The sequence below is a fragment of the Achromobacter pestifer genome (assembly GCF_013267355.1).
Lineage (GTDB): Bacteria > Pseudomonadota > Gammaproteobacteria > Burkholderiales > Burkholderiaceae_B > Achromobacter > Achromobacter pestifer_A.
Genome location: NZ_CP053985.1, coordinates 785682 through 804622 on the forward strand (window position 1 = coordinate 785682; position 18941 = coordinate 804622).

Below are 18941 nucleotides of genomic sequence, written 5' to 3' on the forward strand. Positions count from 1 at the left end.
TGGTTTATCTCAATGCGCCAGGCTGGCGGCGCCGTGGCTCAGCACCACCGTGCCGCGCTCGTGGGCCAGTGCGCGGAATTGCAGGCGGTCGCCGTCGCGCCAGATTTCCACGCGCAGCGTCTCGCCCGGAAAGAACGGCGCGGAAAAACGCGCGGCGATGCCGCCCAGGCGTTGCGGCGCCGCGGGCGCGCAGGCCTGCAGCAAGGCCCGCGCCGCCATGCCGTAAGTGCACAAGCCATGCAGGATGGGCCGGTCGAAGCCGGCCTCGCGCGCCATGTGCGGCAGCGCGTGCACCGGATTGAGGTCGCCGTTCAGGCGATAGAGCAATGCCTGCTGCGCCAATGTGGACAGCAGCACGATCTGATCGGGCTCGCGCTCCGGCGTGGCCGGCAGGGCCTCGGGTGGCTCGTCGCCCGGCCCGAAGCCGCCATCGGCGCGGCAGAACGAAACGTGCTCCACCGTGGCCAGCGGCGCACCGCTGCCGGCATCCGAAATGTCACGCACGGTCACCACCAGCGCGCCCTTGCTGGCGCCCTTGTCCACCACCCGCGTGACGCGGGTCTGGCTGCGCACCGCGCCGGCCGCGGCCAGCGGCGCATGGAAGGTCATGCGGTGTTCGCCGTGCAGGATCTTCAACCAGTCGATGCCGGTGGCGGGATCAGCCGCCCAGCCGTTGGGCGCGCCGATGGTGGCCAGGAAGGTCGGCACCACCGCTGTCCCTTCTTCATGCACGTAGCGCAGTTCGGTTTCATCGGCCGGATCGCTGCCGTAGCCCAGTCCCAGCGCATAGATCATGCAGTCGCGCGCGCTGTAGCGGTCGACGCGGTCCTCGAATTTCCAGTTGCGCAGATTTTGATAATCGATTGCCATGGATCATGCCTCCCTGTGCAAGCCGGCGGCGCCTGGCCGCCGGCTTGCGGATCATTCCGCCTTGATGCCGGCGGCCTTGATGATTTTTTCCCAACGGTCTTTTTCCGACCGGATGAAGCTGTCGAACTCGGCCGGCGTGCCGCCCAGCGGAATGCCGCCCTGCTGCGCCAGCTGCTTCTTCACTTCCTCATCGGCCAGGACTGCGTTGAGCTCCGTGTTCAAGCGCGCGACCACGGCCGGCGGCGTGCGCGCCGCGACCAGCACGCCCAACCAAGCGCCGACGTCCACATCGGGATAGCCTTGCTCGGCCAGCGTTGGCACGTCGGGCAGGATCTGGCTGCGCTCGCGGGTGGTGACCGCCAGCGCCCGCAACCTGCCGGCCTTGACCAGCGGCGCCACGGTGATGACGTTCTCGACCGTGAAGTCGACCTGGCCCGCGACCAGGTCGTTGGTCGCCGGCGCCGCGCCCTTGTAGGGCACGGTGACGGCGGTGAAGTCCAGGCGGTTCTTCAGCAGCTCGCCGCCCAGATGGCCGGACGTGCCGATCATGGATACGGCCATGGACAAGCTGCCCTGCTTCTTGCGGGCATAGTCGCGGAACTCCGCCAGCGTCTTGACCGGCGCGTTGGCGTTGACCACCAGGGCGTTCGGCATGGTGATGATGCGGATCACCGGAGCGAAGTCGGACATCGCGTAGGGCAGCTTGCTGTACAGCGTGTAGTTGACCGCGTTGGGTCCGCTGCTGCCCATGACCATCGTGTAGCCGTCGGGCTCGGCGCGCAGCAAGCCTTGCATGCCCAGGATGCCGGCCGCGCCTGCCATGTTTTCCACCACCACCGGCTGACCCAGCCTTTCGGACAGCTTCTTGCCTATCACCCGGCTGGTGATGTCCAGGATTCCGCCCGGCGAACTGGGCGCGATCAGGCGCAGAGGTTTGTTCGGATAGCCATCGGCCGCGTGCGACATCGGCGCCAAGGTTACTGCGGTCATCAGGCCGGCCAGCACTGCCAGCGTGTATCGCCTGCGTGTGTTCATGTATGTCTCCTGATTGGTCTTGTGTCCCGCGGGCTTGTGGCGCCCGCTGTCTCGAATCCGGCGAGCGGACCCGCTGCCGCGCGTCAATCCACCTTCATGCCGGTGGCATCGACCACGCCCTGCCACTTCTTCACTTCGCTCTTCAGAAAGGCCCGCGCCTCGTCCGGGCCACCAGTCAGGGGCCGGGCATAGATCCGGTCCATGAACTCCTGCACATCGGGCTGCTTGTTGATGTCGGCCACGGCGTCGGCCAGCTTCTTCAGGACTGGCGCCGGCACCTTGGCGGGCGCCGCCATGAAGTACACCGCTTCCACGTCGTAGCCCTTGAGGCCGGCTTCCTCGATGGTGGGCAGGTCGGGCATCGCCTTCATGCGCTCGCGCCCGGTCACGGCCAGCGCCTTCAGCTTCTTGGACTGCACCAGCGGGATGGCGGTGGAGACGCTGCCGAACATCATGTCCACGGTGCCCGACATCAGGTCCACCTCCGCCGGCGACACGCCCTTGTAGGGCACGTGGGTCATGTCGACCCCGGCCATGACCTTGAACAGCTCGCCCGCCAGGTGGATGGACGAGCCCATGCCGGCCGAGGCGAAAGTCAGCTTGTTGCCGCCGGCCTTGGCCTTGCTGATCAGGTCGTCAACGCCCTGGATGCTGGAGCCGGGCGGCACCACCAGGATGTTGGGCGTGGACGCCACCATGCCGATGGGCATCAGGTCGCGCTCCCAGTCATAGGGGTTGCGCTTCATGGCGGCGTTGGCCGCCACATAGTTGGCCGCCATGGCGATGGTGTAGCCGTCGGGCGGCGCCTGCGTCAGCGCCTGGACCGCGATATTGCCGCCGGCGCCCGGGCGGTTTTCCACGATGAATGTCTGGTTGAAACGTTCGCCGAGCTTTTTGGCGTAGAGGCGGGCGAGCAGGTCGGTGGCACCGCCGGGCGCGAAGCCCACGTACACCCGCACCGGCTTGTCCGGATAAGTATCAGCCCCGCTGGCCGCGCCTGCGGCAGCCAGGCTCAGTACCGCGGCCAACAATCCCTTCAACATTGCCATGAGTCGATCTCCTTCCATTTTTTTAGAGATATGGGAATGCCGGGCCAACTTATTCCGACATGCCGAACAGTATAACGACGTGCCGATATTAATTGTCAAGATTTCCGGTGATGTGTATATTTGTTCGGAACCTCGGAATAAATTCAAATTTGCCAGGCGCACATCCCGGGATATCGGATTTCGGGCCCAGGACGCCGGGCACCCATCAGCTACAGAAGGGGAATGGAGATGGACCTGCAACTCACCGGTAAAGTCGCTGTCATCACGGGTTCCGGCCGCGGCATCGGCTATGCGTCGGCACTGGCCCTGGCGCAGGAAGGCGCCCGCATCGTCATTACCGACATCAACCCCGAATCGGTGGAACAGGCGGTCGGCGGCCTGAAGCAGGCCGGCCACGAGGCCATCGGCGCCGTACTCGACGTCTGCGATCCCGAGCAGGTCCAGACCATGGCCGAGCTGGCCGCGCACAAGTTCGGCGGCATCGACATCCTGGTCAACAACGCCGGCTTCACGCGCGACAAATACCTGCTCAAGATGCCGGTGGAGGACTGGGATTCGGTAGTCGACACCATCCTGAAGGGCGCCTACTACTGCACCAAGGCCGCCCTGCCCTCGATGATGGAAAGGAAGTGGGGCCGCGTCATCAACATCGCCTCGCGCGCCCACTGGGGCAACCCCGGCCAGACCAACTACTCGGCCGCCAAGGCCGGCCTGATCGGCTTCACCCGCGCGCTGGCGCTGGAGCAGGGCAAGTTCAACATCACCGCCAACGCCATCGCCCCGGGCCTGATCGAAACGCCGCTGGTGCGCGGCCTGTCCACCTACGAAACCCTGCGCGCCAACGCGCTGGCGCGCCAGCCGGTGCCGCGCCTGGGCGCGGTCGAGGATATCGCCAACGCCGTGGTGTTCCTGGCCTCGGGCCGGTCCTCCTTCATCACGGGCGAACTGCTGCACGTGACCGGCGGCCGCTACGCTTCGTAAAGCGCCCCTCCCATCCGGAATCCGATCAGCCATGCAAAGCGCAAGCCCAGCCAGCCAGTCCCCGCTTCCCGTCCAGCCGCCGCTGGAGGTCGGCCACTGCTTCGAATCCGCCGGCCGCACCATTACCGAGAGCGACATCGTCAACTTCGCCTGCCTGTCCGGCGACTTCAACCGTCTGCACGTCGACCATGAATACGCCAGCGCCACGCCTTTCGGCCAGCGCATCGCCCACGGCCTGCTGGTGCTGTCCGTGCTGTCCGGACTGACCACCCAGTCCAGCGGCTACCGCCAGCTGGAACCCTACGTGCTGGCGCTGATCGACATCAATTGCCGCTTTCCCAAGCCCACCTTCATTGGCGACACCATCGTCGTGCGGGTGACGGTGACCGAAAAAACCGGACAGTATCGGCCCGGCAAGGACAAGGTGGTGTTCCGGCGCGAAGCCGTCAACCAGCGCGGCGAGGTGGTGGTCCAGGCCGACTTCGCCATGGTGTTGCGGTCCATGGAGGGCGCGGCATGAAACCCTTCGCAGACCTGACGCGCTTCATCAATCCGCGCAACGTCGCCGTGGTCGGCGCGTCCGCCCGCGAATCCAGCCAGGGGCGCCGCCTGTACGACAACCTGGTACTGCATTCCTCGGTGCCGGGCGAGATTTACGCGGTCAACCCCGCTTACCAGGAGATCGGCGGGCGGCCCTGCTGGCCTTCCATCAGCGCCTTGCCTCGGCAGGCCGAGATCGACGTGGCGCTGATCATGGTCAACGCCTCGCTGGTGCTGGATGCCTTGCGGCAATGCGCGGCGCGCGCGATTCCTTTCGCGGTGGTCATGACCTCGGGCTTCTCGGAAGCGGGCGAGGAAGGCCAGCGCCTGGAACGCGAGATCGCCCAGCTGTGCGAGGCCACCGGCCTGCATGTCTACGGACCGAACTGCCCGGGTTTCGTCAATGTCCGCGACCGCCTGGGCATGACCTTCTCGCCTGCTTTCAAGGACGATCTGAACACCGGTTCCATCGGCCTGGCGACCCAGGGCGGCGGGCTGGGCCGCAACCTGCTGCAGGGCCTGTCCCATGGCCAGGGCGTGGGCCTGTGGTTTTCCGCCGGCAACGAGGTCGATCTGGAGATCCCGGACTTCATCGCCCACATGGCCAACGATCCGAGGATCGGCGTGATCGCCTTGCTGATGGAAGGCGTGAAGGATGGCAGGCGCCTGACCGCCGCGCTGGAGCTGGCGCGCGCCCGCAACAAGCCGGTGGTGGTGCTGAAGGTGGGCCGATCCGAAGCCGGCGTGCGCGCCGCGCAGTCGCACACCGCGTCGGTGGCCGGCACGGCCGCCGTCAACAGCGCCGTGTTCCGCCAGTTCGGCGCGATCGAAGTGGACGATCTGGACCAGCTGTTGGCGGCCTCGCGCCTGCTGACGCGCATCACGCCCAAGAGCGGCAACGGTTTGTGCATCCATACCTTCTCGGGCGGCACCGCCGCGCTGGCCGCCGACATCGCCGGCGCCGCCGGCCTGCCGATGGCGGTGTTCGCGCCCGAAACCAAGGCTGCCTTGCGCAAGCTGCTGCCGGATTTCGCCAGCATCGACAACCCGGTAGACACCACCGCCGACATCCTGCGCAACCCCGAGGCCTCGGCTGCCTGCCTGCGCGCCATATGCGCCGACCCGGCGGTGGGCACGGTGCTGTTCCCCATACCCATGGATTACGGTTCCATCACCGACGGCATGGCGCAGGCCATCGCCACGGTGGCGGCTGAAACCGATACCCTGATCGTGCCGGTATGGATGAGCCGGCGGCTGGGCGGCGGCTTCCAGCTGCTGGAAACCGCCGGCCTGCTGCCCTTCCTGTCGTTGTCGGACGCGATCGCGGCCCTGTCCAAGGCCATACCGTGGAAGCGGCCCGAACGCGGAACGGCGGCGGCGCCCGCGCACGCGGATGCCGCGCCCGGCCAGGCCCGCATGCTTAGCGAAGCCGTGGCCAAGTCGATGTTGCGCGCAGCCGGCCTGCCGATACCCGAAGGCGTGGTGGCCGCCAGCGCCGAACAGGCGGCTCATGAGGCCGAGCGCCTGGGCTTTCCCGTGGTGATGAAGGTAGTCAGCGCCCAGATCGCGCACAAGACCGAAGCGGGCGGCGTCAAGCTGGGCATCGCCAGCGCCGGCGCGGCGCGCGAGGCTTATGCCGCCATTCACGAGTCCGTTGCCCGCCATCATCCCGAAGCCGTCATCGACGGCATCCTGGTGGAGCGCATGCTGCCGCCGGGTGGCCGCGAAGTGTTGATCGGCGTGCACAACGATGCGGCCTTCGGCCTGGTGCTGACCTTCGGCCTGGGCGGCATCTTCGTCGAGACGCTGCGCGACGTGGCCCACCGCATGGTTCCGCTGTCGCGCGACGATGCGCGCGCATTGCTGCGCGAAATCCGCTACGCCGACATGCTGGACGGCGTGCGCGGCCAGGCGCCCGCCGACCGTGCCGCCCTGGAGGAGCTGATCCTGCGAGTCTCGGACTTCGCCTGGAGCCACCGCGACGCCTTGCTGGAAATGGAGCTCAACCCGGTCTGGGTCGGCGCCGCGGGGCAAGGCGCGATGCCGCTGGACGCGCTGATCGGCTTGCGTGCCAATGCCGATCCCGGCCTGGAGCTGCGCCAGCCATGAACGCCGCCGGACTGCTCTTTCCGACTCTATCCGCCTAGGACTCGCATGGACTTCTCACTGGACTCCACCCAGATCGAATTGCGCGATTCGCTGCGCCGCTACCTGGCAGCCGAAGTCGCGCCCATCGTCAACCGCTACGAAGCCGAAGCCCGCGTGGTGCCGCAGGACATGGTCCGCGCCATGCGCGACTTCGGCCTCTTGGGCGGCATGCTGCAGGAAAAGGACGGCGGCTACGGCCTGCCGATGACCACCTACGGCATGCTGATAGCCGAGCTGGCGCGCGTCTGGCCGTCGCTGCGCAGCATCGTCAGCACCAGCAATCTCGCTGCCTCGGTGCTGAGCGACGGCGGCTCGCCCTACCTCAAGGAAAAGTACCTGCCGCGCGTCCTGTCGGGCGATGCGATCGCCAGCTTCGCGCTCAGCGAACCCAACATCGGCTCCGACGCCGCCAACGTCGAAACCCGCGCGGTGGAAACCGCGACCGGCTGGCGGGTCAACGGCCGCAAGCTCTACATCAGCCTGGGCACGGTATGCGAGCTGGGCGTGGTGTTCGTGCAGACCCAACGGCAGAGCGGCGAACGGGGCGTGTCCTGCCTGCTGTTCGAGCGCGCCATGCCAGGCTTCTCGTCCAGCCCCATCGGCAAGATGGGCATGCTGAGCTGCCCGCTGGGCGAGCTGCTGTTCGAAGACGTGGAGATCCCCGCGGCCAACCTGATCGGCGCCGAGGGAAAGGGCTTCGCGCTGGCCAAGAAGTACCTCAACATCGGCCGCTGCGTGGTCGCGTTTTCCGCGCTGGGCATCGCCGAGGCCGCCTACGAGGCGGCGGTAAAATACGCCGGCGACCGGGTCCAGTTCGGCCGGCCCATAGGCGGCTTCCAGCTGGTGCAGCATATGATCGCCGACATGATGACGCTGGTCGAAACCTCGCGCCTGCTGTGCTGGCGCGCCGCCGACGCGCTGGACCGCAACGCCGCCGACAGCCAGATGCTATGTTCGATGGCCAAGCGCCATGCCACCGACGCCGTGCTGCGCGTGGCGGAACTGTCCATGCAGGTGCATGGCGGCGCCGGCTACACCACGCTGTTCCCCGTCGAGCGTCATTACCGCGACGCCCGCCACCTGAGCATTGCCGAAGGCACCAACCAGATCCAGGCCCTACTCATGGCGCAGAGCGTACTAGGCATTTCCGCGTTGAAATGACCGACTACGCCAACGCCCGGGCCGGTTCCCCTATCCACTCCGATATCCTATGCCGCAAATCCTCCCTACCGCACAGCGCGTGCTGCAAGTCTTCGAAGTCTATGCGCGGGAACGCCGTCCCCTGACGAATTCGGAAATGGCGCGCTTTCTCGATCTGGCCGACAGCAGCTGCTCGGACCTGCTCTACACGCTACGCCAGGCAGGCTATCTGCTGCGCACGCCGAAGTCGCGCTACTTCCATCCGACGGGCAGGCTGCTCGACGTGGCCCAGGGCATCTCGGCGGCCGACCCGCTGCAGTCCTTCGCCTCCGAAGCGCTGGAAATCCTGACGCGCCAATCCGGCGAGTCCTCGATGTGCGGCCTGCTCGACGGCAACAAGGTGAAGATCTACGCCAGCCAGGAAAGCCCGCGCGCCCTGCGCTACGTGGTGCAGCCCGGCACCACCTTCGACCTGCAGGTCGCGGCGCTGGGCAAGGCCCTGCTGGGCGAGATGGACGCCGCTGAACGCAATGCCGTGATCGATGCCTTGCCGTTCGAACACGTCACGGCCAGCAGCATCACCGATCCCGGCACCTTGCGCACGCAGATCGAGTCGCAGCTGGAAAAGAAGTACTTCCACACCCGCGATGAAGGCAATGAAGGCGTCTCCGCCATCGGCATCGCGGGGCGCGTGGGCGGCCAGCTGACCGCCTTGTCCATCGTCGGCCCGACCCATCGCATGGACGCCAACATGGAGAAGTACACCCAGGTCATCCTGGACGCGCGCGCCGAATTCTTCGAATCCTGAGAACCCGACACATCATGGAGCGACGATAGACATGGCTGGTCCCCTGAACGGATTGACGGTGGTGGAAATGGCCGGCATAGGGCCCGGCCCCTTCTGCGCCATGATGTTGGCGGACATGGGCGCGGACGTGATCCGCATCGACCGGCTGACGCCCGGGTTCCTGGGCGGCGGCGGCACCATCATTGACCGGGGCCGCCGCACGATTGCGCTGGACCTCAAGCAGCCCGGCGCCACCGACATCGTGCTGCGGCTGCTGGACCGGGCGGATGCCTTGCTGGAAGGCTTCCGGCCGGGCGTGATGGAAAGGCTGGGCCTGGGGCCGGACGAGTGCCTGGCGCGCAATCCACGCCTGGTGTACGGACGCATGACGGGCTGGGGCCAGGACGGCCCGCTGGCGCAGGCGGCCGGCCATGACCTGAACTACATCGCCATCACCGGCGCACTGCACGCCATGGGGCATGCCGAACTGCCGCCGGCGCCGCCGCTGCATCTGGTCGGCGACATGGGCGGCGGCGCCATGATGCTGGCCTTCGGCGTGCTTTGCGGCCTGCTCGAAGCCGGCCGCACGGGTCAGGGCCAGGTGGTGGACGCGGCCATCTGCGACGGCGCGTCCCTGCTGGCCAGCGCTTATCACGGCAAGCTGCGGGACGGCGGCTGGGTCAACCAGCGCCAGTCCAACATGCTGGACGGCGGCGCCCATTTCTACGGCTGCTATGCCTGCGCGGACGGCAAGTACGTCTCCATCGGCGCGATCGAACCGCAGTTCTACCGCCTGCTGCTGGAACGCTGCGGCATCGACGATCCGGACTTCCAGCAGCAATGGGAACGCGCGCAATGGCCGCAGCTGCGCGCCAAGCTGGCGGGCATCATCGCCGGCCGGACCCGCGAGCAATGGTGCGCGCTACTCGAAGGCACGGATGCCTGCTTCGCGCCGGTGCTGGACTTCGAGGAAGCGCCGCGGCACCCCCATCATCAGGCGCGCGGCAGCTTCATCGAAACCGGCGGCACCCTGCACCCCGCGCCCGCGCCGCGGCTTTCGCGCACGCCCGGGCAGGCCCGCGCGGTGTCCGCGCCGGGCGCGCACACGGAAGAATTGCTGGCGGAACTGGGTCTGGCGCAAACCGAGATCCAGGCCCTGCGCGAACGCGGCGCCATCGCCTGAGGGCCAGCGCCAGCTTGCGGCCTGGCCCGCATCGCGCGGCCCGGCCATCCTGGAAGGCAGACATGGAGACCGATACGATGCAAGTCATCTCTAGCGAGTTCAAGACCCTGCTCTATACCGTGGAGGGCGGCGTCGCCACGATCACGCTGAACCGCCCCGCCCAGCGCAATGCGCTGGACATGGCCATGCGCGAAGAGCTGGCCCACCTGGTGGGCCAGATCCGGCGCGACCGCGGCGTGCGCGTCGTGATCCTGGCAGGCGCCGGCGGCGCCTTCTGCTCGGGCGGCGACATCTCCACCATGGGCTCCGGCGGCTCCGCCGAGGAAGCGCGCGAGCGCATGGCCAGCCTGCTGCTGACGATAGAAGGCCTGATCACGCTGGACCGGCCGGTGATCGCGGCGGTCGACGGTCCGGCCTATGGCGCCGGGCTGGGCCTGGCCCTGACCGCCGACCTGATCCTGGCTTCGCCGCGGGCGCGTTTCTGCCTGTCCTTCCTGCGGCTGGGGGCCATCCCCGATTGCGCCACCCTGTACACCCTGCCGCGCATGGTGGGCCTGCAGCGCGCCAAGGAACTGGCCTTCTCTACCCGCGAGTTCCAGGCGCAGGAAGCCCGGGACATGGGCATCGTGTTCGAGATCCAGCCGCAGGAATTGATCCACGAGCGCGCGCGGCAGATCGCGCTGTCCATGGCCGAGCTGCCCATGGCGGCGCTGGCGATCACCAAGCGCGGCTTCAACGCCTCGCTCAACAGCGACCTGAACACCATGCTGGACCTGGAGGCGGCCGGCCAGGGCGTGGCGCGGTCCACCGACTACCACCGCGAGGCGGCCGGCCGCTTTCTCGACAAGGTGGCGCAACGCTTCCAGTGGCCGGCGGCCGGCCTCTAGCCCTGGGCCCGCGCGCTGGCCCGCCGCGCCAGCGTGCAGTAGTACTCGGCCGCCGGCGTCAGCGGCAGGCCGGCGCGCTGCACGATGCATACCGGCGGCGCCGGCAAGGGCTCCTTGACGCGGATTTCCTGGAACACGCCTTGCAGCAGCGGATACCGCAGCCATTGCACCGGCAACATCATCAGCAGGTCGGAATTACTCAGCGCCGTGATGAAGGTCAGCGCGGACTGGGCCTTCAGGGCCAGGTGCGGTGGCGGCAGGCCATGCTTGTCGAACAGCGGGCCCAGTTCCTCTTCGGCCTTGTGCGTGATGGAGGTCGTGATCCACTGCGCCCCGGTCAGGTCGCGCAGCGAGCGGGCGCGCGCCAGCGGATGGCCCTTGCGGCCGATGATCACGCGGGTGTTGTCGAAGAGTTTTTCCACCTGTAGTTCGCCAGGCGTGCGCGCGGGCACCGGCCCGATATAGAAGTCCACGGTGCCGTCCAGCAGGGACGCTTCCACCAGCGGGTAGACCCCGTCGATGATCTCCAGATGGGTGTCCGGGTAGCGCGCCCGGAACTCGCGCAGCACTTCGGCGAACAGGCCCAGATGCGGCGCCGTCGACATGCACAGCGTGACGCGCCCGCGGGACTCGCCATTCAATTGGCCGATCTCGTCGCGTGCGCGCTGCAGCTCATGGCGTATGGCGTTGGCCCGCCTGAGGAACACGGCGCCCATGGGGGTCAGGCGCACGCCCTTGGCATGCCGTTCGAACAGGACGCACCCCAGCTCTTTCTCGAGTTCGCGAATGCTGCGTGAAATTGCCGGCTGCGGCGCGTCCAGATGGCGGGCCGCAGCCCTGACGCCGCCGCGTTCGGCCACGGCCAGGAAATCCCGCAGGGTGTTCAGCTTCATGGCAGTGAATCAAATTTGATATCGGTAAGCCAATTCTGCCATCTTTCAGCATCGGTGGCATAGGCCTAGGATGCGTCCAAAGCCTGCAAGGAAAGCAGGCAACCGAGGAGACCGAAGGTGGAAAAGCGAGCCTCGCCCCGCGTGCTGATCGTGGGCGCCGGACCGGCCGGACTGAGTCTGGCGATCGAACTGGGGCACAGGAAGATTCCGTGCCTGCTCATCGAGCGCAACGACCGCGTGGGATACGCGCCGCGCGCCAAGACGACCAACGTGCGCACGCGCGAACACCTGCGCCGCTGGGGCATCGCCGACCGCCTGCGCGCGGCATCGCCGCTGGGCGCCTACTACCCCTCCAACGTGGTGTTCTGCACCCGCCTGGCCGGCTTCGAACTTGGACGGCACGAGAACGCCATGTATTGCGCCCCCGGCCGCAATCCGCTGTACTCGGAACACGCGCAATGGGTTCCGCAGTACACGGTGGAAGAGGTCTTGCGCGCCCATGCGGCTACCTTGCCCGACGTCGAGATCCGGTTCCGCTCCGAACTGCTGGACCTGACGCAGGATGCCGACGGCGTGCGCGCCCGCTTGCGCGACCTGGCGCAAGGCCGCGACATCGAGCTGGACGTGGATTACCTGGTGGGCGCCGACGGCGCCCGCAGCCTGGTGCGGGAGCTGATCGGCACGCGCATGGAAGGCAGCCATGGACTGTCCCGCAACTACAACATCGTATTCCGCGCCCCCGGACTGGCCCAGGCCCATCCGCACGGGCCTGCCATCATGTACTGGCAAATCAATGGCGACGCGCCCAGCCTGATCGGCCCGATGGACAGTGGCGACACCTGGTTCTTCATGCCCACTCACGTGGACCCGAAACAGCGCGCCAGCGACATCGATGCGCGCGCCATGATCGCCCGCGCCACCGGCATCGACCTGCCCTACGAGGTGCTCAGCAGCGACGAGTGGACCGCCAGCAAGCTTCTGGGCGACCGCTACCGGCAGGGGCGTGTCTTCCTGGTGGGCGACGCCTGCCATCTGCACCCGCCCTTCGGCGGCTACGGGATGAACATGGGCGTGGCCGACAGCGTGGACCTGGGCTGGAAGCTGGCGGCCGCGCTGCAAGGCTGGGGCGGCCCCGCCCTCATCGACAGCTATGAACGGGAGCGCCGGCCGGTGCACCAGTGGGTGCTGGACGAGGCCGAGCACAACCATTCGATCCTCGGCAATCACCTGCTGGCCGATCATCTGGAAGAGGCCGGCGCGGCGGGCGAGCGGGCGCGCCAGGAAACCGGCGCGCGCATCCGCGCGGCCAAGATGCGCGAGTTCTCCACCCTGGGCGTGGTGCTGGGCTATCAGTACGCGGACTCGCCCGTCATCGTGCCGGACGGCAGCCCCGCGCCAGCCCGGGACTTCATCAACTATGTCCCTACGTCTCGTCCTGGGGCCCTCGCCCCGCATGCCTGGCTGCATGACGGCAGCTCGCTGTACGACCATTTCGGCCCGGGATTCACGCTGCTGGCCTTGCCCGCGGCAGCCGCCCGCGACATCGATGCCGCCGTATCCGCGGCGCGGGCGGCGGGCGTGCCCTTGACTCTGATCCGCCCTGACGAAGGCGGAGTCGCCAACCTCTACCCCGCCCCGCTCACCCTGATCCGGCCCGATCAGCACGTCGCCTGGCGCGGCGCCGCCTGGCCGGATGCCGACCTGTACGCCCGGGTAACGGGGCGCCACTGACACCACGACCGGCGGTGCGCTGCCCGGCGCCGCTCCAATCCCAGCCTAGCGAGATCCGCCACGAAGGCGGACGACAGGAGACCAACCATGATCCGCAATGAAGATCTGGCGAACGCCGAACAGGCCGTCGCCGGCTTTCGCAACCGCGTCCTGCCCCTGCTGTTCGCAGGATATCTGCTCAACTTCCTGGACCGCACCAACATCAGCTACGCGCAGCTGCAAATGGGTGTGGACCTGGACATTTCCCTGGCGGCCTACGGCTTCGGCGCGGGGCTGTTCTTCATCGGCTACGCCAGCGTGTGCGTACCCGCCAACCTCGCGCTGCAACGCTTCGGCGTCAGGCGCTGGCTGGCCTGCATGTTCCTGGCCTGGGGCCTGGTCTCCTGCCTGATGGCCGCACTGCATGGCGAAAAATCGTTCTACGTGCTGCGCTTCCTGCTGGGCGTGACCGAAGGCGGCTTCATTCCCGCCGTCAATTTCTACATCGCGTCCTGGATTCCGCCGCGCTACCGCAGCCGCATCAATTCGATCTTCATCATGGCGCTGCCGCTGGCCATGATCTTCGGCGGGCCGCTGGCCGGCGCGCTGCTCAAGATCGACGCCGGCATGCCAGGCTGGCGCTGGCTGTTCATCATCGAAGGCCTGCCGACCATGCTGCTGGGCTTGCTGATCCTGCGCTACCTGCCCGGCACGCCGCAGGAAGCCCGCTGGCTCAGCGATGGCCAGCGCCAGGGCTTGCGCGCCCTCATGGAACACGAGGCGCCCACCCGCGCGGCCGCGCCATCCGCTTCCTGGACGCAGGGATTTGCCGTCTTCCGCCAGCCCATGCTGTGGGGCATCCTGCTGATCCTGCTGGCTGCCTACGCCGCGACCTTCGCCCTGGCGTACTTCCTTCCCACCATCCTCAAGCAGCTGTACGGCATCACGCCGCTGGAGATCGGCACGCTGCTGATGATTCCCAACGTGGCGGCGCTGGTGTTCAGCTATGTGGTCGGGCGCAGCAGCGAACGCAGCGGCGACATCCGCTGGCACCTGGCGGTCGTCTGCCTGGTGGGCGCGGGCGGCTTCCTGATGCTGCACGGCGCGGCGACGGTATCCCTGGCCGCATTCCTGGCCGCGGTGTCCGTCATCACGGGCTACACCATCGCCTACTACGGTCCCCTGAATGCCGCCGTGCAGAACTACATCGGCGCCAACGCCGGCCCGCTGGCGCTGGTTACGACGATAGGCTCGCTGGGAGGCTTCTTCGGCCCGACCCTGACGGGCGCGGTCATGCAGGCCAGCGGCGGCGAATGGAAACTCGCGGCCCAGGTGTTCGCCCTGGCGACGCTGGCGAGCGCGGGCCTGGCAATCCTGTGCGTGCGCAACCGGCGCGCGGCGCCGGCCGCTCAAGCGGCGGCCTCGCACAGCTGAAATCGATACAACCTACAAGCGAGTCAGACATGAGCACGAATACTCAAGCAAAGATCGCCGTCATCACCGGCGGCGCAAGCGGGATCGGCCAGGAATGCGCGCGCCAGCTGCGCGCCGAAGGCTGGCAGGTCGTGGTGTGGGACCGGACCGCCGCGGATGGCGCCGTGGCCGTGGACGTTGCCGACTACGCCAGCGTGGCCCGCTCGGCGGCGCAGCTGGACGGAATAGACCTGCTGATCAACGCCGCGGGCATCGCCGGCAGCCGTGCCCCGGTCGCGGAAAAGGACCCGGCGGAATGGGCCCAGGTCCTGGCGGTGAACCTCAGCGGCACCTTCCATTGCGCGCATGCCCTGTATCCGGCGCTGCGCGCCCGCGGCGGCGTCATCGTCAACATCGCATCGGTCGCCGGCATGGTCATGATGAAGGGCCGCGCCCACTACGCCGTGTCGAAGGCCGGCGTGGCGACGCTGACGCGGTCGCTCGCCAACGAATGGGCCGAGGATGGCATCCGCGTCATCGCGGTGGCGCCCGGCTACGTCAAGACGCCGCTGATCCAACATTCGATCGATGCGGGCGAACTGGACGAAGCCCGGCTCGCGGCCATGCATCCGATGAACCGCCTGGCGACCACCCAGGAAATCGCGGCGTCGATCATCGCGTTGACCAGGCCACCGTTCCTGTTCATGACCGGCTCGGTCGTCACTATCGATGGCGGCATGACTTTGGGCAAATAGCCCCCGGTATCGCGCGAAAGCAACAGATTGTCCCTAAATTTTCCGATACCCCCCTTTTATTGAAATAAACCGTCACATATTACGATTACTTTCAATCCATAATCTACGCAAGAAAATGCCACCGGCGTAGGGGGCCCGCTCTTGTGATGAAAGTCCTTTCCATATTCGGGACCCGTCCCGAAGCGATCAAGATGGCGCCCCTGGTGTCCGCGCTGCAAGGCGAACCCCGGATCCAGAGCGTCGTCTGCGTGACGGGCCAGCATCGCGAGATGCTGGATCAGGTGATGGCCCTGTTTGATCTGCGGGCGCAGCACGATCTGGACATCATGGTGCCCAACCAGACGCTCAACGGCCTGTATGCGCGGCTGATCAGCCGGGTGGACAGCGTGCTGGAGGCCGAGCAACCGGATTGCGTGCTGGTCCATGGCGACACCAGCACCGCATCGGCCTGCGCACTGGCCTCTTTTCACCGCCGCGCGCGCATCGGCCATGTCGAAGCGGGCCTGCGCACCGGCGACTTGGCCCAGCCCTTCCCCGAAGAAATGAACCGCCGCGTGGTCGACGCGGTGGGCGACTGGCTATTCGCGCCCACCGCGCAATCGCGCGCCAACCTGCTGCGCGAAAACCTGGCGGGACGCATCACGGTCACCGGCAATACCGTGATCGACGCGCTGGCCATGACCTGCGCCAAGCTCGCCGCCGAAGGCGCGCTCGCGCAGCAGCTGGCGGCGCGCTACGGCTGGCTGGACCCTCAGCGGCGCCTGCTGCTGGTCACCGGACACCGGCGCGAGAACTTCGGCGAAGGCTTCCAGCACATCTGCGCCGCCCTGGCCGAACTGGCGCGGCGCGAGGATCTGCAGATCGTCTACCCCGTGCACCTGAATCCGCAGGTGCGCAACGTGGTGATGGCGCAGCTGGACGGCCTGTCGCGCGTGCATCTGATCGCCCCGCTGGATTATCTGGACTTCGTCTGGTTCATGCAGCGCGCCTACCTGATCCTGACCGACTCGGGCGGCGTGCAGGAAGAAGCGCCGTACCTGGGCAAGCCGGTGCTGGTGATGCGCGACGTCACCGAGCGCCCTGAAGCCGTGCAGGCCGGCACCGTGACGCTGGTCGGCACCGACACGCAGCGCATCCTGGCCGAAGTGAACCGCCTGCTCGACAACCCGGAGCTGCACGCCTCTTTCTCGCGCCGCATCAATCCCTATGGCGACGGCCTCGCCAGCCAACGCATCGTCGATGCGCTCTGCGGCCGCGCCCTATCCGAGTTTGCGCCTCAAGCGCCGGCCGCGGTCCGCTAGCCGCCCCTCGCCCCCCCCTTCCGGAGCCCTCATGCCCCATGTCCCGCATCCCCATGCCGCCCGCAGCCTCTGCCGCGCCCTCATCGCCGCCGGGTTGCTGCTCCCCCTGGGAGCAATGGCCAGCCCCGCGGGCGACGCCTTGCGGCGCTTGCTGGGCGACGACTGGGTGACGCGCGACACCAGCCTGGAAGACCTGGGCATCCGCGAACCGGTGGTGCTCAGCAATAGCGATGCGCGCCAGGAATTCTATCTGCCGGTGCCCCGCGGCGTGCCGATAGCCGACGCCACGCTGGACTTTGACGCCCGCTACATCAAGGGCGAGCCAGGCCGCGCCAGCATGGTGCTGTGGGTGGACGGCGTGCCGCAGACCGCGCAGCGCATCGCCGACGGCGAGGGCTCGGCCACGCGCAAGCTGAACGTGGAACAGCGCGTGCGCGACACCGGCTTCGTGCGGCTGGCGGTGGACTGGCAATCGGAGATCGCGCTGCGTCAGTGCGAAAGCAACCGCGCCACCGCCAACGCCTTGATGGTGTCGCCGCGCACGCGCCTGAGCTACCGCTACGACGCCTCGGCCATCGGCAGCCTGGACGAAGCCTGGAGCACCCTGCCCGGCAAGCCCGTGCTGATGGTGGCGGGCGCCAAGCTCGACCAGCAGGCCTTCGACAGCGCCTGGCGCATGGGCGTGGCCATGGCGCGCAGCGGCAAGCAGGTCGCGGTCCGAGCCTTCCCGGCCGTCGGCGACGAGATCGACACGCGCGGCCTGCAGGCCCCGAACGGACTCGGACAGGTGCCCGCGTTCGCGGCCCTGGCGGGCAACGACAAGCACAAGCTGGCCAGCCCCGCCGAGATCGGCGCGCTGCTGGTGATGGGCGCTCCCGCGGTCAGCGGCGACGTGGTGATCGCGGACGCCGCGCTGCGCGCCCGCTACAACGAGGCGCTGGACGCCTTGCAGGCGCAGTTGGCGCAGGACGCCGATGCCGCCGAGGCCTTCAAGGCCTGGCGCCAGCGGCGCATGCCCTTGGCCGGCCAGGACCTGCAAACCAAGGAAATCCGCCTGGCGCCGCTGGGCCGGCAGGCGGTGATCGCGGTGGCCGCCGACGCTGGCGCGCAGGGCGCAGGCGCCTTCGACACGGCCTGGCGCCGCATCCTGGTCACGCGCCAGGCGCAGGTCAAGGCGGCCGAGCCGCCGCAGGCCTCCGACGAGGACGGCATGCGCCTGACGTCGCTGGGCGGCTCATCCGCCAGCTTCGACGTGGTCGCGCGCGGCGACTGGAACGCCACGTTCCCGCTGGCCGCGGTCTCGGCGGACGGCAGCATGCCGGACGAACTGGTCATGGACCTGGCCGCCGCGCCGGGCGCCTCCGCGACCCGCCCGGTCGCCTCCGTGTTCTGGAACGGCGTCCTGCTGGCGGCCAAGCAGATGGACGCCGACGGCCATCCCGAACGCCTGATGGCGCGCGTGCCGGGCTATGTGCTGGGTCTCACCAACGCGGTGCGCGTCACCTTCCAGCGCCAGCCGGTATCGGTGGACTGCAACGAGATCCCGCAAGGCTATCCCGTCAACGTGCTGCCCACCAGCTATGTGAAGCCGGGCCGTGCACAGCCCGACGGCACCTTCGTGGGACTGTTGCCGCTGCTGGCCGGCAGTCCCCAACTGCTCATCCCCGACACCTATCTGGCCGATGCGCCGGCCAACCTGCAGCGTGTGATCGGCATCGCCACGGCCAGCGGCCTGTCGGCCACGCGCGCGGCGCTGTCGCTCACGCCGGCGGGCCAGACGGCCAAGCCCGCCGGCCCCTTCGTGGCGATGGAAGTGGCGGTGGACGGCGCCAAGCCCATGGTCAAGGTCACGGACCGCAAGCAGTTGACGGTGGACGGCAAGAGCGCGCCCTGGCTGGACATTTCCGGCCTGGACAAGCTGAGCACGGCCGAAGTCGTGCGCGCGGGCGGCCACGACGGCCTGCTGTGGCACACGCTGGGCCAGCGTCCCGTCATGCCGCAGGCGCCCTTCGTGCTGAACCGCGGCAACATCGCCATCATCGGCGCGGCGGGGCCGCTGGCCTGGATCGACAGCGCCAATCCCGCGGCCGGCCAGCCGCCGGGCGCGGGCGCAAGCGCCTTCTTCGAATGGCGCAATTACCTGTCGTGGAGCGTGCCGGCCCTGAGCGTCGGTCTGCTGGTCCTGCTCCTGATCCTGATCGCCGCACTGCGCGTCACGCGCAGGAAGAACCAGGAAAGCAAGTAACCCG

The 18941-nt window shown here is 68.0% G+C and carries 16 protein-coding genes; 12 read left to right on the forward strand and 4 right to left on the reverse strand.

Going from position 1 to position 18941, the window contains the following annotated elements; all coding sequences use genetic code 11:
- Positions 1 to 9: 9 nt before the first annotated feature.
- The 3 genes from FOC84_RS04080 to FOC84_RS04090 form a co-directional block, all read right to left on the reverse strand.
- Positions 10 to 870 (reverse strand): MaoC/PaaZ C-terminal domain-containing protein, encoded by an 861-nt coding sequence (locus tag FOC84_RS04080; protein WP_173143294.1) that lies wholly within the window; start codon positions 868 to 870, stop codon positions 10 to 12.
- Between the two features lie 51 nt (positions 871 to 921).
- Positions 922 to 1905 (reverse strand): Bug family tripartite tricarboxylate transporter substrate binding protein, encoded by a 984-nt coding sequence (locus FOC84_RS04085; protein WP_173143295.1) that lies wholly within the window; start codon positions 1903 to 1905, stop codon positions 922 to 924.
- A gap of 83 nt (positions 1906 to 1988) precedes the next feature.
- Positions 1989 to 2954 carry a tripartite tricarboxylate transporter substrate binding protein gene (locus tag FOC84_RS04090; protein WP_173143296.1) on the reverse strand — a complete coding sequence of 322 codons (966 nt, stop codon included), beginning with the start codon at positions 2952 to 2954 and terminating at the stop codon, positions 1989 to 1991.
- A gap of 228 nt (positions 2955 to 3182) precedes the next feature.
- On the opposite strand from FOC84_RS04090, the gene fabG reads away from it, so the two are divergent.
- The 7 genes from fabG (at position 3183) to FOC84_RS04125 (ending at position 10620) form a co-directional block, all read left to right on the forward strand.
- Entirely contained in the window at positions 3183 to 3935 is a 753-nt protein-coding gene (fabG, locus tag FOC84_RS04095; RefSeq protein WP_173143297.1) for a 3-oxoacyl-ACP reductase FabG, read from the forward strand.
- 31 nt (positions 3936 to 3966) lie between these two features.
- Positions 3967 to 4455, forward strand: coding sequence for a MaoC/PaaZ C-terminal domain-containing protein (locus tag FOC84_RS04100; RefSeq protein WP_173143298.1), 489 nt, complete (start codon positions 3967 to 3969; stop codon positions 4453 to 4455).
- Positions 4452 to 6584 (forward strand): acetate--CoA ligase family protein, encoded by a 2133-nt coding sequence (locus FOC84_RS04105; RefSeq protein WP_173143299.1) that lies wholly within the window; start codon positions 4452 to 4454, stop codon positions 6582 to 6584. The genes FOC84_RS04100 and FOC84_RS04105 overlap by 4 nt, the downstream gene beginning before the upstream one ends.
- Positions 6585 to 6629: 45 nt before the next feature.
- Positions 6630 to 7784, forward strand: a complete 1155-nt coding sequence (locus FOC84_RS04110) for an acyl-CoA dehydrogenase family protein (RefSeq protein ID WP_173143300.1) — start codon at positions 6630 to 6632, stop codon at positions 7782 to 7784.
- A 49-nt stretch (positions 7785 to 7833) separates the two neighbouring features.
- Positions 7834 to 8571 carry an IclR family transcriptional regulator gene (locus FOC84_RS04115; RefSeq protein WP_173143301.1) on the forward strand — a complete coding sequence of 246 codons (738 nt, stop codon included), beginning with the start codon at positions 7834 to 7836 and terminating at the stop codon, positions 8569 to 8571.
- Between the two features lie 31 nt (positions 8572 to 8602).
- Positions 8603 to 9733 carry a CaiB/BaiF CoA transferase family protein gene (locus tag FOC84_RS04120; RefSeq protein ID WP_173143302.1) on the forward strand — a complete coding sequence of 377 codons (1131 nt, stop codon included), beginning with the start codon at positions 8603 to 8605 and terminating at the stop codon, positions 9731 to 9733.
- A 62-nt stretch (positions 9734 to 9795) separates the two neighbouring features.
- Entirely contained in the window at positions 9796 to 10620 is an 825-nt protein-coding gene (locus tag FOC84_RS04125) for an enoyl-CoA hydratase/isomerase family protein (RefSeq protein ID WP_173143303.1), read from the forward strand.
- Here FOC84_RS04125 and FOC84_RS04130 read toward each other — a convergent pair.
- On the reverse strand, positions 10617 to 11513 hold the full coding sequence (locus FOC84_RS04130) for a LysR family transcriptional regulator (protein WP_173143304.1): 897 nt from the start codon (positions 11511 to 11513) through the stop codon (positions 10617 to 10619). The two genes, FOC84_RS04125 and FOC84_RS04130, sit on opposite strands and share 4 nt — an antisense overlap.
- Before the next feature lie 117 nt (positions 11514 to 11630).
- Between FOC84_RS04130 and FOC84_RS04135 the strand changes: the two genes are divergently transcribed.
- The 5 genes from FOC84_RS04135 (at position 11631) to FOC84_RS04155 (ending at position 18937) form a co-directional block, all read left to right on the forward strand.
- Positions 11631 to 13244 (forward strand): FAD-dependent monooxygenase, encoded by a 1614-nt coding sequence (locus FOC84_RS04135; protein WP_173143305.1) that lies wholly within the window; start codon positions 11631 to 11633, stop codon positions 13242 to 13244.
- Between the two features lie 87 nt (positions 13245 to 13331).
- Positions 13332 to 14657 carry an MFS transporter gene (locus FOC84_RS04140; protein ID WP_173143306.1) on the forward strand — a complete coding sequence of 442 codons (1326 nt, stop codon included), beginning with the start codon at positions 13332 to 13334 and terminating at the stop codon, positions 14655 to 14657.
- Positions 14658 to 14686: 29 nt separating this feature from the next.
- Positions 14687 to 15391: an SDR family NAD(P)-dependent oxidoreductase gene (locus FOC84_RS04145; protein ID WP_173143307.1), complete on the forward strand. Its 705-nt coding sequence runs from the start codon at positions 14687 to 14689 to the stop codon at positions 15389 to 15391.
- Positions 15392 to 15537: 146 nt separating this feature from the next.
- Complete coding sequence (gene wecB / locus FOC84_RS04150) at positions 15538 to 16692, forward strand: non-hydrolyzing UDP-N-acetylglucosamine 2-epimerase (protein WP_173143308.1); 1155 nt, start codon at positions 15538 to 15540, stop codon at positions 16690 to 16692.
- Positions 16693 to 16723: 31 nt separating this feature from the next.
- Positions 16724 to 18937 (forward strand): cellulose biosynthesis cyclic di-GMP-binding regulatory protein BcsB, encoded by a 2214-nt coding sequence (locus FOC84_RS04155; protein WP_173143309.1) that lies wholly within the window; start codon positions 16724 to 16726, stop codon positions 18935 to 18937.
- Positions 18938 to 18941: the final 4 nt, after the last annotated feature.